Here is a 16,147-nt window from a genome sequence, read left to right as displayed (position 1 = left end):
GAACTCATGAGGCACTCCCAAAAACGGTTAACAAGCTTTTGCGGCCACTGGGTTCTCAAAAGTGTCCAAGTTTTCTTCATCGCTGAGATCCAAGCAGGCGAAGTCCTTTTCAATCGAGACTTCAAGAGCTCTTGCTTCGCCGGCAGGCAAAGAAGAATAAATGCCGACCTGATCTTCCCGGCTCCAACCCGTGAGTTGATCCTCGGAGATACTCACGAGGATTCGCTGTGAGACGAAGGACACCTGGACCGGGTCCCTATGATGTCCGACGGTCAGCGCGTAGTCGAGGCTTGACCGGCTATCGATCGAGAACTGCACTCTCTCCTGGATGCTCTTTCCGGCTTGTAAGTGAGTAAGCTCCGAGGGACTGACACGTAGCCGGAGGGAACTTCCTTTCAAACGTAGCTTCATTGGACCTTCTTCCGAAGAGGTACATCAACAAGGATAGAGGCGAAGCAGTAAATGTTTTCTTCCTTGAGCCGAAGAACATAACTCGGGCTGCCTTCCGAAAGGCCCCTCCGCGACGACCGTATCGATGGCTGCTTCACCGGTTTCCTGGCCGAATCGGGAGCTCGAGATGCCGATATGGGAGGCCTTCCAAGCCCGGGACGAGCCGGAGATACCCTCTTGTCAATCACCCCGCCGGTCTCCAGAACTGCTGCTATCACGCCAAACGCCTTCCAAATCGACTCACAAATCGGAGGATTTCGAAACTCCGTGTACGAATGCAAAAGTTACACCCTTCGCATAACGACTCGAAAGGGCCGGACGAGCGGTAATCGGTAGAAAATAAACTTTAGTGTTGTTAATCAACAAAATGTGGAGGATTTCAAAAATCAATGTGCCGCGGATGGGCGCAGACTTACGATGTAGTACTGTCTTTGTGTACTTGGGGACGGTCAATAGTTGGGAGTCGAGGGCCGATATGTACGAGACAATGAGCGAGTTACCGCAACCGGCGGTGGAGGCGGAAGCCAGCGAGACGATACGTCTGAAGATCGATGGACGCGAAGTGGCAGCTCAGCCTTCCGATCTGGTGCTTCAGGCAGTTTTGCGTGAAAAGGAGATCCCTCATGTCTGCTATCACTCCGAGCTGATGGGGGCGATCCAGACGTGCGACACCTGCATGGTGGAAGTGGACGGAAAGCTCGTTCGCTCCTGCGGGCTCAAAGTCTCTTCCGGAATGGACGTCATCACGGAATCGAAGCTTGCTGTGGATGCGCGAGCCGCGGCCTTCGATGTCATTCTTGGCAACCACATGCTCTATTGCACGGTATGCGACAACAACAATGAGAACTGCACCGTGCACAACACCGCGCTTGCGTTGAAGGTGGAGCACCAGGAACACGAGTTTACGCCGAAGCCGTATCCGGTGGACATGTCCAATCCCTTCTACCGCTACGATCCGAGTCAGTGTATTTTGTGCGGTCGATGCGTGCAGGCCTGCCAGACCGTCCAAGTGAACGAGACTCTGAGCATCGGCTGGGAGTTGGATCGCCCGCGGGTCCTGTGGGATGGCGGCATGCAGATCGGAGGTTCGAGCTGCGTCTCCTGCGGCCACTGCATTACGGTCTGTCCGTGCAATGCGCTCATGGAGAAGTCCATGCTCGGCGAGGCCGGATACCTCACCTCAACACCGCAGAAGACTCTGGACAAGATGATCGACGTCATCAAGGCCATCGAACCAGAGATGGGCTATGGCGCCGTGATGCAGGTTTCGCAGGTTGAAGCGACCATGCGCGAAGAACGAATCAAGAAGACGAAGACAGTGTGCACCTACTGCGGTGTCGGCTGCTCGTACGATGTGTGGACTAAGGGTCGCAAGATCTTGAAGATCGAGCCCCTGCATGGCGACGCCAACGCGATCTCCACCTGCGTGAAGGGCAAGTTCGGCTGGGACTATGTGAATCACAAGGAGCGGCTGCAAAAGCCATTGATTCGCGAAGGAAGCACCTTCCGGGAAGCCGAGTGGGATGAGGCACTCACGCTGATCGCACGCCGCCTTGGAGAGACCAAGAAGCAATACGGTCCAGACTCGATCGGAGTCGTCGTCTCGTCGAAGACAACGAACGAAGACGGCTTTTTGATGCAGAAGTTCGCCCGTGCCGTGATTGGGACAAATAACGTCGATAACTGCTCGCGCTATTGTCAGTCGCCCGCGACCGCGGGTCTTTTCCGCACTGTCGGTTACGGCGGCGATTCCGGTTCGATCGAGGACATCGCGAAGTCGAAGCTGATCTTGATTGTCGGCAGCAACACCGCAGAGAGCCATCCGGTGCTGGCAACGCGCGTCAAGCGTGCCCACAAGCTCTTCGGGCAGCGTCTGATCGTCGCCGACCCGCGGGAGCACGAGATGGCGTCGCGCGCGGACATTCACTTTCGGCCAAAGCCGGGGTCTGACCTCGTCTGGCTCTGCGCCTTCAGCCGCTTCATGTTCGACCACGGCTACGCTAAGCTGGACTTCATCGCGAAGCACGTCAGCAATGTCGATGAGTATCGCAAGAGTCTTGAGCCGTTCACGATGGAGTTCGCGGCGAAGCAATGCAATGTGGCCCTTGAAACTCTCACGATGGTAGCGGAAGAGATCGCGCACGCTGAGACCATGTGCGTGCTTTGGGCGATGGGCATCACGCAGCACGTCATGGGTTCGGATTCATCAACAGCTATCAGTAACCTTCTACTTACAACGGGCAACTATATGAAGCCAGGTTGCGGAGCCTACCCCCTGCGCGGGCATAACAACGTACAGGGTGCCAGCGACATGGGGGCCATGCCGAACAACTTTCCCGGCTATCAGCCGGTCACCAACGACGAGATCCGCAGAAAGTTTGAAACGACCTGGGGACGCGCCCTTCCCGCCAAGGTCGGTCTCGATAATCACCAGATGGTCGACGGCGTATATGAAGGGACCCTGCGAGCGATGTATCTCGCCGGTGAAGACATGATCTCCGCGGATTCGAACGCAAACCACGTTGCTGGAGCGTTTGAGCGACTGGACTTCTTCGTCGTGCAGGACATCTTCTTCACCGAGACATGCCGCTACGCTGATGTTGTTCTCCCTGGCGCGCCTGCTCTCGAAAAAGACGGAACCTTTACGAGCACCGAACGCCGAATCCAACGCCTCTATCAAGCGTTGCCCGAGCTGGGCGATGCTCGCGCCGACTGGAAGATCACTCAGGACATTGCCAATCGCCTAGGCGGAAACTGGAATTACACGCATCCATCCGAGATTATGGCCGAGATGGCTTCTCTCACCCCGCTCTATGCCGGCGCGAGCTTCGAGAGGCTTGAGAATTACAACACGCTGCAATGGCCCGTTCAAGCAGATGGCACCGACGAGCCGATTCTCTACCTGAACGGTTTCGCCTTCCCTGACAAGAAGGCGCGCTTCTTCCCACTGAAGTTCCGCGAACCCAGTGACGCCCCTTCGGACGAATTCGATCTCTTCCTCAACAATGGGAGGCAGTTGGAGCATTTCCACGAAGGCAACATGACCCATCGTGTTCCAGGCATCAACGAAGAGACGCCGGAACGCTACGTTGAGGTATCGGAGGAACTCGCCGAGGAACGCAAGCTGGAGTCTGGACGGTGGGTGCGGCTCACCAGTAAGTACGGCTCGCTCCGCATCAAGGTTCTGGTGACGACGCGCGTGGTCGGAAAGCAGGTCTATCTGCCGCTTGCATCTCAGGAGGGGCCAGTGAACGTACTTACGGGGTCGTATACCGACTCCGCGACTGACACGCCGGCCTACAAGGAAACTGCCGTCAAGATGCAGGTTCTCCCGGAGAAGGGAAGCAATCCGCTGAAGCCGCTTAACTTTCGCTACTCTGGCAAGCCGACGCCGCAGATGGGTGTGGAAGTAGAACGTAAATGGAAGCGAGCGGACTACCGCATGCCCGGTTCAACCGGCTTGGTGCAGATACAAGCCCACACGAAGCACTAAAGACCAAGAGCACGAAGGAGGGCGGAACGATGGCAGTTGCGGTCGATTTTCGAATATTCCAACCCGCAGACTCGCGCGACGATTTGCTGCGCAAGGTAAAGGAGGCGCCCGCGAAGCACGCGGAAGCCATCCTCGCCGCCTACGAGGTACTCGAAAAGCTACATGAGAAAGACGTTCTCAGCACGCTGAATGGTCTTCTCGGGGCGAAAGATGTGGTGGTTGACAGGGTCGCGGACCTGGTCAGCTCCGCCGAGATGATCAACCTCCTGCGCCTTGGTCTCATGGCTGGAAATCTGATGAAGGATATCAATCCCGATGACCTCCATGGTGTGTTGAAGGAAGCGAAAAATGAGCCGCCAGGCTTCTTTCAGATTATGAAACGCATGACCTCGAAGGATGCACGACGCGCTTTAGGCGCGGCAGGTTCTGTTTTGAATATTTTTGGAGCAGCACTGGGAAAGAAGAGCAGCAGGTGAAATGACAGCTAGAGAGAACGGCGGAAATGTCCGGGCGTCCGCCCAGAGTAGCGCCGGAAAACAGTCGTGAACTGGCTCTGATCCTGGAACCCGCACCGCTGGGCAATTTCCAAGAGTGAAAGTTCCTTCTGCTTCAACAGAGCATAGGCGCGTTCCATGCGCATCTGCACAACATATTTGTGTGGAGTCATTCCGATCGATTGTTGAAAGAGGGTGATGAGATAATTCGGGCTGACCGCTGCGACACGCGCCAAATCCTGCAGCGTAATCGACGTGCTCAGGTGTTCCTCGATATAACTCAAAACGCGCCGCTCCCGGCCTGATCCCAGCCCACCTTTCATCGATGTATGAGCGGGAGCCCGATTGCTGTACGAGCGGATAAGATGCGTTGCCGTGAGTGTCGCCACCGACTGCGTGAACATCGTCGAAAGATGGCCGTCCAGGCTTTCGCGGTGCAACATCTTCGCTAGCTCTACGAGGAATGGGTCGCGAACCAGCAAAGAAGGAACGAGGCATCCCCCTACCTGGGCAGGTGCGTTCTCGACCATGTTTTGAAAAAATGCCTCGGTGAGATAGAGGTGCACGAGTGTCGCGGGCCGGTCGAAATGAATAACGTGTGGGACGCCCGGCGGTACGATCCAAACCATATCGCCATACAACTCCCGATGTTCCAATTGACCATGAGCTCCCTGCCACTCGCCACGAACATGAGCCGGGCTGAGGGCCACGGTGATCTGGGTGCAATCATGCACATGCCGTTCCCAAATGGAGCGATGCTGCTCTGCGGTGTAAAGGCTGTAATCGGCGTAGTCTCGCGAGACGTAGCCGACAGGAGGCCCAGGCTTGAGTCCGACCAGAAACTGCTTGTTCCCCATCGAATGAGCCGCATTGAGTGGGCGTAAGTTCCGCATTGTCAGCACCTTCTCGACCACCCAACAATTTTAGAACATTTTTTGAAGAGGCGGGAGAAGTCAGTCGAGAGTCGATATAAAGACCAGCACGAGAACCCGGATTTTTTGCTGGCTCGGCGGCAAGTGCCGTCTAGCTCTCCGGCTCCAGGAGTATAGTCAGGGTCATATGTTCGCCCACGTTCGCTTCGAGGTGTTGGCTTGACCTGCTCTCTTCCTATTCAATAGCTTGGAGACGGTGATGACGTTTTCACTTCGCTGTCGTCGCGGCCTCTGTGGTGCGGCCCACACAGTTACGGGCCGGCATACTGATTTCGCCTACGCCTGATCCTACCATCCTGGACGAGTAGACGCCCGATAGGCAAGCCAATCCGCGAAGCCGAACACAGCCCGCAAGATAGAAGGACGCAAGGACAGATCGGCTCCTCGTCCCGCTACTCCTGCTGGTTGTGTCTGATCTGTTCTAGCCCTGCTTTGTCCAGTTCTTAATTGTGTACGGCCTAGATGAATGCTGAACTACTGTCCCTTTGGCGGTGGCGGGATCCCAGGAAAGCAAGAGGGACTCACCTTCTGGAGTGTTCAGTATGAAGGGTAGTCGACCATCCCCAAAAAGGCGAATATCAAGTGCTCGGCTAGCTTGGTCACCTGTAGAGCTTGTGATGGACGCGATGGGGAAGACAGATCCAGTCCTTACGAAAGCTGGAATGTTTCGAGTGGTGGCGGGAATGACGAAAGCCGTGCCACCTGCAACTGGATTACCGGTCCAAAAATCGTGCCACTGACCTGGAGGTAGCATCAGAGTACGGTCCGGCTCGCCAGCAAATAGGGGAGCAATCAAAAGACGGTCGCCAACCATCCAGGCGTCGTCGATCTTCGCAATTTCGGGATGCCCGGGGAAGTCGAGCGCCAAGGCGCGAAAGGGTGGAGTACCGTCCCTGGCATAAGTGGCGAAGGCAGCGCTAAGGTAAGGGATAAGCTGCATACGCCAGCCGATGATCTCCCGGCAGCGAGCTTCCAGCGGGTGCCAGTCGTCCGCCAATTCATTGGCGTTGTTCTTCTTACGATCAAGCTGTTTCCACGGTGGATTCGGTATATACCAACCGTTAATCATGGCGAGAGGCGAAAATACCACTGTCTGGAGTCGGCGAATAAGGTCTTCTTCCGAAGCGGCGTCCCGGACCTCCGGACACCAGAGCAGACCGCTGAAGCCAGAGTTGACCAAGGCCCGAACGAATTGCCGATGGTCGTAGAGGTCGCTGTAAAGAACGAAGGGAAATGGCGCGGCGAGAGCTCCGCTGGAACGAACGAGGGAGTACGTCAGCTGCTTGCGCTCCTGGAACTGCTGCCAAAGTGTGGCCTGGTATCGAAGTCCGAAGAGGTTATGCATCTGCTCGCCGTCGACCCCCGAGGGGAAGCGCGAGATTTCGGGGAAGCTCCAACCGCCGGTGTAGTCAGAGTTGTCGCATTCGTCGAGTTTGAATCCGGAAATACCTATGTCGATGAGGGCTTTACCGTGAAAGTCGCCGAAGACCTTCCGCGCCTGGGGATTTTGAAAGTCTGGAACTAAACCTCCCCATACACCTTTGTCTCCTGCCAGATTGCGCATGGGTGTAAACAGAGGAGAAGAGGGATGAGTAAATGCATGCTCCCATAAGTTGACGTGGAAGTTCCGCGAACTGAGACTCGTCACAAATGAGGCTGGATCGGGAAAGCGGGTGGCGTTCCAAGCGAACGTGCAGGAGTAGGCATGTGTGTGCCAACCGGCTTCCAGACCGAGAACATCACAGGGAATTTTCCGGTCTCGAAATTCCTGTGTAAGGGAAAGGATTTCCTGCCCAGTGGCGTTGCTGGCGGCGCGATACCAGAAGCCGAGACCCCATTCCGGAGGCATGACTCCACCACCGGAGAATAGGTTGTAGCGCCGGATGACATCAAGCATCGACGGGCCAGCAAAGAGGTAGACGTCGACGCCGGTGGCCAGGGGCACTTCAACAAGAACTTGCGAAGGCTCCTCCATTCCAAGGCTCTTGGTATAAAGGGGAACGGTGCCACTTGGGACCACCCCGGTGGGCTCGGTCGGCTTGGGCCGCGCCTCTCCGCAGTAAAAGGTGGCATAGCGCGCAGTGTCTACAAGAACTCCGTAGCCTTGGCTGCTGACATAGAAGGGGACCGGCGCGTGGGAGTCGCCCGTGTCGACCCGCGGATCAGCGTTAACTCGGATGACTCGTCTCTTTGACCGCTGTTGGAGAGAAAAGAACTGCAAACCGAATCCATAGATTTCCTCGTCAGCAGCGAGAGGAAGACCCAGCAGGCACCCGCGAGCCTGCCCGAGGGAGATTGGAGGAGGGATTGGGGGACTACCGGCGAAGGGAGCGGTGACGCGCGGTGGGATGAAACGTGCAGAGACAGGAGTGATGGCCTCGGGCGTTCCAAGCGTCGCCTTCCAGACGCCCGGAGAGGTCAAAATCCATTGAGCGGACGAGGAGGGGAGCTGAGCGGCTACCGAGGGAACCGACGCCAGTGTAGCTCCCGCCAAGATACCTTTGCCGAGTTGCCGACGGTTCATGTGTCCGTTCATTCTTCCTCTGCCATTCGAAATGGTTTGGGTTCAAGCCAAAGATGCCGCCCTTGACACCGATACTACTGTAACGTTATAGCTAATGTCGACACGTAAGTAAACTACCGCCAATCTGAATCGATCGGTAAGTGCTGGGTCGTCGAGATGGCGCTAATGCCGGCTATGGAGCAGCGTCAGTGAAATACAAGCCGTTAGGACAAACCGGCGTATCCGTTTCAGTTGTTGGTTTCGGGGCTTCTGCTCTCGGAGAAGTGTTCGGCTCGGTGACGGATGAAGAGTCGGAGGAGGCGGTTGGGGCCGCGCTTGATGCTGGCATCAATCTCTTTGACGTATCGCCTTACTACGGCATCACCCTGGCCGAAAGCCGACTTGGAAAGGCTCTTGGTTCCCGAAGGGAAGACATCATTCTCGCTACAAAATGCGGACGATATGGAACAAATATTTTTGATTTCTCCGCAAAGACGGTGATTCGAGAGTTTGAAGCCTCGCTCGCGAGGTTACAGACCGACTACGTCGACATTCTCCAGGTCCACGACGTGGAGTTCGGAGACCCAAAGCAAATTATTGATGAGACTATCCCGGCGCTCCAATCACTCAAGGAAGCTGGAAAGGTCAGATTCGTTGGCATAACGGGCTATCCTCCCGAGCTGCTTGCGCACATCGCCTCCCGCGCACCGATCGACGTTCTTCTGAATTATTGCCACTACAATCTCCTGATCGACAGCATGGACGAAGAACTCACGCCCTTCATGAAGACGTCGGGTCTGGGCTTGTTCAACGCCTCGCCACTACACATGGGGCTCTTATCGGGACGTGAGGTTCCTGCCTGGCATCCGGCACCCCTGCGGGTGCTTCAAGCTGCCCATCGAGTTGTCGAAGAGTGCAGACGACAAGGGGTCGCACCTGCGAGTCTAGCCATTCAGTTCTGTGTAGCACATCCGGTTGTGGCTTCGACATTCGTCGGAATGTCGAATAAAGCTCAGGTTATATCGAACGTCAACGCCGCGATGACCGACCTGGATGAAGAGTTTATTCGGTATCTTGCCGGGGTGGTCGGGGAAGACTTTAACGTCGTCTGGCCCTCCCCGGACGGTGCCGCTACCCAAGCTTCCGAAATAAGCAGAAAGATGGATGGAAACGCATAAAGCATGTCGTCGCCAAAACGCCAAGCCTGAGACGAGGGCTGTTAGGAGAGATGAATGAAAGCATTGATGATGCGTGGAGCCGGTGACGCATTTGTCACGGATGTCTCTAAGCCTGTTGCGCTTCCCGGTGAAGTGTTGCTGCGAGTGAGGATGGTCGGGATGTGCGGTAGTGACTTAAACACCTTCAGGGGAATGAATCCGATGGTGACTTACCCTCGAATCCTGGGCCACGAGGTTGCAGGGACCGTAGAAGATGCGAACGGAAGCTCGTTCAAAGTTGGGGAAAACGTCACCTTATCTCCTTACACAAATTGCGGTACCTGCGCCTCTTGTCTTGTGGGCAGACCAAATGCCTGCGAGCGTAACCAAACTTTGGGCGTGCAGCGCGATGGTGCAATGACAGAGTTCTTGTCAGTGCCCGCCTCGAAGCTTTTCGCAGCAAAACTACCGATCAGACAGTTGGCGCTTGTGGAACCTCTTACGGTGGGAGCGCATGCAGTGTCCAGGGGCCAGGTATCCGCGCGAGATACTGTCGCTGTGTTCGGATGTGGAGGAGTCGGTCTGGGCGCCATCGCTGGAGCGGCGTTCCGAGGAGCGAATGTGATTGCAATTGATGTGGATAACGAGAAACTCCAAATAGCCTCGTCCTTTGGAGCTACTCACCTTATCAACACGAGGGAAGCCGTGTTGCATGACCGCCTTCAGGAGCTCACAAATCAGCTTGGCCCAGATGTCGTGATTGAAGCGATTGGTCTTCCACAAACCTTTGCAGCGGCTACCGTCGAGGTTGGCTTCTCTGGGCGAGTCGTCTACATCGGCTATGCGAAGGAACCTGTTGTCTATGAGACGAAGCTCTTTGTGCAAAAAGAGTTGACCATTCTGGGTTCTCGTAATGCGTTGCCTGAGGATTTCCATGAAGTGATACAAATGCTTGAAGCGGGCCAATTTCCGGTGGAGAACGCGATCAGCATTGTAGGTTCCATCGATGACGCTCCCGATCTCCTTCACAAATGGAATGCCGAACCAGGCCGATTCACCAAGATCCTTGTAGATCTGGATTGACCACAGATTAAATCGTGCAGCGGTATAGGTTCTGACGTTAGATCGCGTGATTCACGTTGCACAGCCCTGCTCCACCTGTACAGCCGGAATTGGACTCCTGTATCGTTCCCCTATGACCGTCACCATGAAGGATATTGCTCAGCAAGTGGGCGTATCTATTATTACGGTATCAAAAGCCCTCCGTGGCCACTCCGACATCGGTGCCGAAACTTCACGGCGTGTGATGGATAAGGCGAGAGAGTTGAACTACCGGCCGAATCTGGCAGCGCGCTCTCTGGTGACCGGGAGGAGTTCTCTTGTGGGCCTCGTTGTTCCGGATCTTCTGCACCCATTCTTCGTCGAGATTGGAAACGCCCTCGCACGCACCCTGAAGGAGAATGGCTACTACCTGATCATTTCCTCCTCCGAGGAAGACCCGACTTTGGAAGAACACGCTATAGAACACCTGCTGGCTCATCGCCTCGATGCGCTGGTCGTATCATCTTGTTCCCCGACGCTTCCGCAGCAGTTCAAGCGAATTCAGGAACAGGGAACTCCGCTTGTGCTTTTGGATCGGTCTTTTAGCAGGTTCCGCTCTAACTTCGTTGGCTCCGATGACGTCGACATGGGGTTCATTGCGACCGAGCATCTATTTGACATCAAACGGAAGCGAATAGCTCACATTAGAGGTCCAGAGCTGTCTACCGGGCGGTCCAGACTGGAGGGCTTTCTGAAAGCCTACAAGACTCGAGGGATCGAGCCCAATCCCCGCTATATCGTGGGGACATCTACCGTCGACATCAACAGTACGCAGCAGGGATTCGCCGCGATGACTAAGTTGCTCGGGCTTCCATCACGTCCGGACGCGGTCTTCTGTTACAGCGATCCGATTGCGATCGGGGCTATGGACGCGATATTGCAACGAGGCTTGCGCATTCCCCAGGATGTTGCCGTTGTTGGGTGCGGCAATCTGCATTACGATGTGCATCTCAAAATTCCACTTACGAGCGTCGATCAGCGGACGTCTCTCTTAGGCGAGCGAACAGGCAAGATGCTGCTGTCAATACTTCAAAAGCCAGGGAAGAGTAATTTCCGAAAGACTCTCGAAAAGGCTCGAGTCGTCGTACGGGGATCGTCGGTTGCGACGGTCTAGAGACTTAGTCATTCTTGGGGTAGCGCTACGTGCTCCAACCTTCGAGTTACCTGGGTTTAGGCGCGCTGTCGCCCACCGAGTAAACACTGAACTCTCGGATTCGAGCTTCTCCCGTGCTGGCAAGAATATTAAGGCGGACACGTGTCGCAGTGACCGGCGCAAAGCTATCAATCTTGCGGTGCCCAATCGCAGAGCTCACCACGACCGGAGTCCACCTTCCATTCTCCCATGCGTCGATACTGTACCGCTGGATCTGCTGACCCTCGATGAGCCACTCCATGGTTTGCGCACGGTCGAAGGTGATCGGCTTTTGTAGGCGAACTTCAAGTGTCGCAACGTGCGAGTGATCGGGCGCACTCCAAAAGGTATCCAGGTCGCTATCTAGGGCGTTCGCTACATTCGCGTCGACCTGGGTGTGATCGAGCAGCAGGTTTCTGGAATAACGTGCTCGTATTGTGTCGCCTAGTTCGCGCAGTCTGGCCGCGTCTCCATCGGTTAGAAGTCCACGATTGTCAGGTGCGACGCCAAGCATCCACTGTCCCCCATGGCCCACCACGTTCTCGTAGCTGTCGAGCAGCTCGTCGACTGTCTTGAGGGATCCTTCGTCGTTTGGGTGCCAGAACCAGTGCAATTTGCGGAGCGGGGTGTCGGCCTCCGCAGGCCGCCAGCGCCGGTAACCAAGGCGATCAACCACGTTCCAGTTCTGGTATTCGATCTTTCCTGATTCATTGCCAGCCCAGCGGGCGTCACCATACTCGAAGAGTCCGGTATCGGCGAAGACGATCGTGTTGGGCTGATAGGTTCTAAGCGTGCTTATGATCGTCGAGAAGTCATAGGTCCGCCCGGTGCTCCCGGCTCCATCGAGCCAGAGCTCGACCAGGTCTCCGTAGCTTGAGGCCAGCTCTTGCAACTCCGCGTTGTAATACTTGTCGTAGGCCGATGGATCTTTATACTTTGGCTCATGCCTGTCCCAAGGTGACAGATAAATGCCGAACTTCAGCCCATTCTCGCGCGCGGCTGTAGACACTTCACGAACGACGTCGCCCTTACCGCTCTTCCACGGGCTCTGCTTGATGCTGTAGTCGGTCTGCGAAGTAGGCCACAAGCAAAAGCCGTCATGATGTTTGGCAACGAGTACGACATACTTAGCCCCCGAGGCCTTGATCGCCCTCATCCATTGATTGGGATCGAATGCGGTCGGGTTGAACACTTTAGGGTCAGCCGTTCCGTCGCCCCACTCGCGATCGAGGAAGGTGTTGGTGTCGAAGTGGAGAATGACGCCAAATTCGAGATCTTGCCACTCCGTTTGCTGCGGAGTGGGCTTTAGGTCGACAGCGCTCTGCGCTTGAGCAGGTCGGCCTCCCGTCGTAAGAACCATAACGAGAAGCGCGGTCTTCCTCAATTGGCGCAGCGTAGCTCGACCATGAGTCATCAGTCCTTCCTTATGCATCAGAATGTTGCCTTGAAGCCAAGGCGCATGTATCGTTCATCGGTGGTTCTGCTCCCCGGCGACGTCGACGTGATCTGCCCGAATCCTCCTGAGCTTACGTTCCCGTTGGGATTTGCGAGATGAGGTGTGTTCGACGCATTGAGCACTTCGACTCTGCCTTGCAAGGTGAACCGCTCACGCACTTTAAAGTTTCTAAAGAGCCCAAAATCCGCATTTGCAAAGCCGGGCCCACGAACAGTGTCAAAGCCCGCTGTTCCGAAGCGCGCGGTTGTAACTGCCGCGAATGCACTGGTATCGAAGTAGGGGTTCGATCCTACGCCATGTAGGATGGCGACGCTCGACTTGATCTGGTCAGCACGTTGCGTACTTCCCGGTGCGTTGAGCGAGGTGCCGTCCGCTGATATTGAAAAAGGAGTGCCCGAGTAGAAGCTGAGTACCGTATTCAACTGAAAGCCACCTAGAATGGCTCCCGCGAGTCCGTTAGTCAGCATTGATTTGCCAGGCCCAAAGGGAGAGTCAAAAGCCCGCTGATCTGTACATTTTGCGGCCGGTCGCTTGGCTCAAGCGCGCGGTTCAGGGAGAAGTATGCCGGGATAGGGATTGCTGGCTGACCATCTCCACTTTCATCGCAGCAGGTTCCAATCCACTTGGACCATGTATAGGCGACCGCGAGCTGGTACCCGGCCGCAAAGCGGTGTTCAAGCGTAGCCTGAAGAGAGTTATAGTGCATGCTCTCAAACGGCTCGATGAATACGACTCCCCCTGTAATGCTGTTGCCCAGAGTTCCGTTGTTGAACGGCTGGCTGGCCGCACCACCCCCGACCTGGCCGTAGTTAGCATCGTACCGCGTGTGTTGGTGAACGGTGTGCGAGCCAACGAAGCCGACCTGTCCGAGCCACCCCTTTCCAAAATCCTGTTGGACCGTGCCGTTGAAAGACTCGACATAGCCGCGGATGAAGTTCTTTGGGGTTGTGCTGAAGGTGACACCGGCCGGAAGCACTAACACGGCCGTATCCGTGCTCACAGGCTGAATGGTAGGTATGCCTTGTGCAAGGGTGGTCGCAGGCTGATAGGAGTTCACGCCCGAGTAAGATCCTGTCAGTGTATTCGGGTAGTTATACAAGCCGTCGCGGAACATGTTGATCTGTTCCGGTATGAGACTAAAACCCGCCCGAGCGACGGTCGTCTCCGTAGGCCGATATGCAATACCAACACGCGGCGAGAAGAGGGTCTTTTGAACTGAGATTCCGCAGTCTGTCGAGTTCCCGCCTTCGCCGCAGAGCCGATACTGCTTTGTTGGGATATCGAAATATTCAATTCCGCGGCCTTGCCGGGTTGGTACCGGATAGTAATCCCAGCGAGTACCGAAGGAGGCGGTGAGCTTCGGTGTGATCTGCCACTGATCATCGACGTAAGGGCTAAACTGCCAGGTGCGCAGCGTCACATTTGGGACGCTTTGCTCACTGTTCGTATCGTTCTGGGGAAGCCCAAGGAGGAAGTCCGCGAAGCTGTTGTACTGGTTTGCTGAAGCTCCACCATTGACTGACGTTACGCCTCCGGTGAAACTGAATCCGGTAGGAGTTACCTCAATGTGATTCATGTGCTGTTGACTTATGTCGATACCAAAACGCAGGTTGTGCCGTCCCCGGGTCCAATTTCCATTTCCGGTGTATTGGAACACGGGATCGTTGTAGACAAGGGCCGGGTATCCGTAGCCATATCCGCTGTATCCAGACACGTTGAATTGCGGAAGGCCGCCTGCTTCCGGCAGCGCCCCTAGATTGACTCCAGGTATGCCTAGAACATCGGAACCATAGCGCTGGTTGGTGTTCGGAGGCGACAGATTCTGACTGGAATGCGTGAGGCCAAACAGCGCGTCGAAGACGAGGTGCGGGGTGGACACATAAGTTGCGGACGCTGAGACCGCATAGATATTTCCCTTTTGAAAGGCGTTATTGCCACCGCTCAGAATCGGGCCAAAGACTGTACCCTGCGTCACATTGTAGGGATAATCACTGAAGCGGACGAACATATTGAGTTTCTTCGTCGCGTTCCACTGGACTTTCGTGTCCACTTTTTGCGCTTTATAGTAGCTGGGTGTGTTGACATAGTAGTTATTCGCGATACCCGGAAGGTTGGGCTGCGGTATGAGAGCTACTATCTTTTGTGCGATAGGGCTGATTCGGTTTGCCGGAAGTTGATTGTTCGTGAAGGCTGTCCGCCCCGTGCCATCTAAGTTGCCCGTGCTCGGGTCGTAAATAGCGCTCGACGACCCTGACAGGTCTCCGTTTCGAATGGCGTCTGTCGGTACGGTTGCGATATTCGTGTTTCCTTGATGCAGAAAGTCACCTTCATAGCTGCCGAAGAAGAAGAGCTTGTTCTTAAAGATTGGTCCGCTGATCGTCCCACCCGCGTCGTTGTCAATCAGCTTCGGTAAAGTGTTGGTGCTGGGCAGGAAGTACGGCCGCGCCTTAAGCAGGTTATCGATGTGGTAGAGATAGATGGAACCGTGAAGCGCATTCGACCCAGTCTTGATCTGTACATTAATCGCCGCGCCGTTCACCATTCCCTGATCGGCGTCGGCACTTCCCGTTACCACGCTCACTGTCTGAATGGCGTCGGTTGAAGGAACCGCCGTGGAGTAGAACTGCACCCAAGGGTTGGTCGCGCTGACGCCGTCGACGCGAACGTTCGTGCCGCTGGCACTTGTCCCGTTTGCCTGAATGACCATCGAGCGCATCGGATTGTTTGTACCTCCAGTACTTGCCGCGGGTGGGGATATGCCAGGGAGAAGACCGATCAAACCCTCATACGTGCGGGTAGGTTGAGGGAGCTCTTCCAGGCTCTGATTCGTGACATCGTGGCTTACGTCGGCGCGGTCGGTCTGGAGCTCGGCGCTTTCCGAACTGACAGTGATCGTCTGGGTCTGCAAGCCTGGTTTGAGGGCGGCGTCAATACGAACTGTTGTATTGAGCCTGACAGACACATCGGAGGCTTCGAAAAGGGAGAAGCCGGATTTGAAGATTGTCACCTTATAGGTCCCGGTGGGAACTGTGGATAGGGTGAAGCCACCGCTGCTGTTGGTGGTTGCAACGCGTGTGTCATTCGTCTCTGTCTGAACGACCGTGATGGTCGCATCTGGAACGACGGCCCCGGTGGAGTCAGCGACGCTGCCCACGATCGATCCGTATAGAGTCTGGGCGTGCAGCGGGGCAATCGAGTTGCTGAGCACAATGCTTGCCAAGGCCAACCAAATGAGGAGCTTTCCTCTCGAGATAAACGATTTCTCAATTTGATACTGTTTGCTCATGTGACCTCCTAAGGGCTGCACTTTGCGTCGTTGCTTTTTCCATGTTCCTTACCTCTGACACGTGAACGAGGACGAGCCGGCGAGGCCCAGGTCTCCCCGTTCGGACGGCTGGGCAGTGCTTTCGGCTCGCCCGCTTTCCATGC

General features: G+C 55.7%; 9 protein-coding genes and 2 pseudogenes. 5 read left to right on the top strand and 6 right to left on the bottom strand.

Annotation, left to right across the window (positions count from 1 at the left end; translation table 11 throughout):
• Positions 1–27 precede the first annotated feature (27 nt).
• Positions 28–411 carry a DUF7009 family protein gene (locus tag GRAN_RS22925; protein WP_128915403.1) on the bottom strand — a complete coding sequence of 128 codons (384 nt, stop codon included), beginning with the start codon at positions 409–411 and terminating at the stop codon, positions 28–30.
• Between the two features lie 514 nt (positions 412–925).
• On the opposite strand from GRAN_RS22925, the gene fdhF reads away from it, so the two are divergent.
• On the top strand, positions 926–3,943 hold the full coding sequence (fdhF, locus tag GRAN_RS22920) for a formate dehydrogenase subunit alpha (protein WP_128915402.1): 3,018 nt from the start codon (positions 926–928) through the stop codon (positions 3,941–3,943).
• A gap of 29 nt (positions 3,944–3,972) precedes the next feature.
• A complete protein-coding gene (locus GRAN_RS22915) occupies positions 3,973–4,419 on the top strand; it encodes a helical membrane plugin domain-containing protein (protein ID WP_128915401.1) in 447 nt (148 codons plus the stop codon).
• An 8-nt stretch (positions 4,420–4,427) separates the two neighbouring features.
• On the opposite strand, the gene GRAN_RS22910 is transcribed toward GRAN_RS22915, so the two are convergent.
• The 3 genes and pseudogenes from GRAN_RS22910 to GRAN_RS27155 form a co-directional block, all read right to left on the bottom strand.
• Positions 4,428–5,330 carry a helix-turn-helix transcriptional regulator gene (locus GRAN_RS22910; protein WP_128915400.1) on the bottom strand — a complete coding sequence of 301 codons (903 nt, stop codon included), beginning with the start codon at positions 5,328–5,330 and terminating at the stop codon, positions 4,428–4,430.
• Between the two features lie 460 nt (positions 5,331–5,790).
• The gene (locus tag GRAN_RS22905; protein WP_241655111.1) at positions 5,791–7,344 is read right to left on the bottom strand and encodes a glycoside hydrolase family 31 protein; all 1,554 of its coding nucleotides are present in this window, start codon (positions 7,342–7,344) and stop codon (positions 5,791–5,793) included.
• Between the two features lie 99 nt (positions 7,345–7,443).
• Positions 7,444–7,893, bottom strand: a pseudogene (locus GRAN_RS27155) (hypothetical protein); the annotation flags it as partial.
• Positions 7,894–8,081: 188 nt separating this feature from the next.
• Between GRAN_RS27155 and GRAN_RS22900 the strand changes: the two are divergent.
• The 3 genes from GRAN_RS22900 (at position 8,082) to GRAN_RS22890 (ending at position 11,244) form a co-directional block, all read left to right on the top strand.
• Positions 8,082–9,050 carry an aldo/keto reductase gene (locus GRAN_RS22900; RefSeq protein WP_161571124.1) on the top strand — a complete coding sequence of 323 codons (969 nt, stop codon included), beginning with the start codon at positions 8,082–8,084 and terminating at the stop codon, positions 9,048–9,050.
• A gap of 54 nt (positions 9,051–9,104) precedes the next feature.
• A complete protein-coding gene (locus GRAN_RS22895; protein WP_128915397.1) occupies positions 9,105–10,112 on the top strand; it encodes a zinc-binding alcohol dehydrogenase family protein in 1,008 nt (335 codons plus the stop codon).
• 112 nt (positions 10,113–10,224) lie between these two features.
• Complete coding sequence (locus tag GRAN_RS22890) at positions 10,225–11,244, top strand: LacI family DNA-binding transcriptional regulator (RefSeq protein ID WP_128915396.1); 1,020 nt, start codon at positions 10,225–10,227, stop codon at positions 11,242–11,244.
• 46 nt (positions 11,245–11,290) lie between these two features.
• On the opposite strand, the gene GRAN_RS22885 is transcribed toward GRAN_RS22890, so the two are convergent.
• Together GRAN_RS22885 and GRAN_RS22880 are read right to left on the bottom strand one after the other, a co-directional pair.
• On the bottom strand, positions 11,291–12,676 hold the full coding sequence (locus tag GRAN_RS22885; RefSeq protein WP_128915395.1) for an alpha-L-fucosidase: 1,386 nt from the start codon (positions 12,674–12,676) through the stop codon (positions 11,291–11,293).
• 17 nt (positions 12,677–12,693) lie between these two features.
• Positions 12,694–16,004 (bottom strand): annotated as a pseudogene (locus GRAN_RS22880) (TonB-dependent receptor).
• Between the last annotated feature and the right edge of the window lie 143 nt (positions 16,005–16,147).

The sequence above is a fragment of the Granulicella sibirica genome (genome assembly GCF_004115155.1).
Taxonomy (GTDB): Bacteria; Acidobacteriota; Terriglobia; order Terriglobales; family Acidobacteriaceae; genus Edaphobacter; species Edaphobacter sibiricus.
Note: the sequence above shows the minus strand (reverse complement) of the source record. Positions and strands in the feature narration are given on the sequence as shown.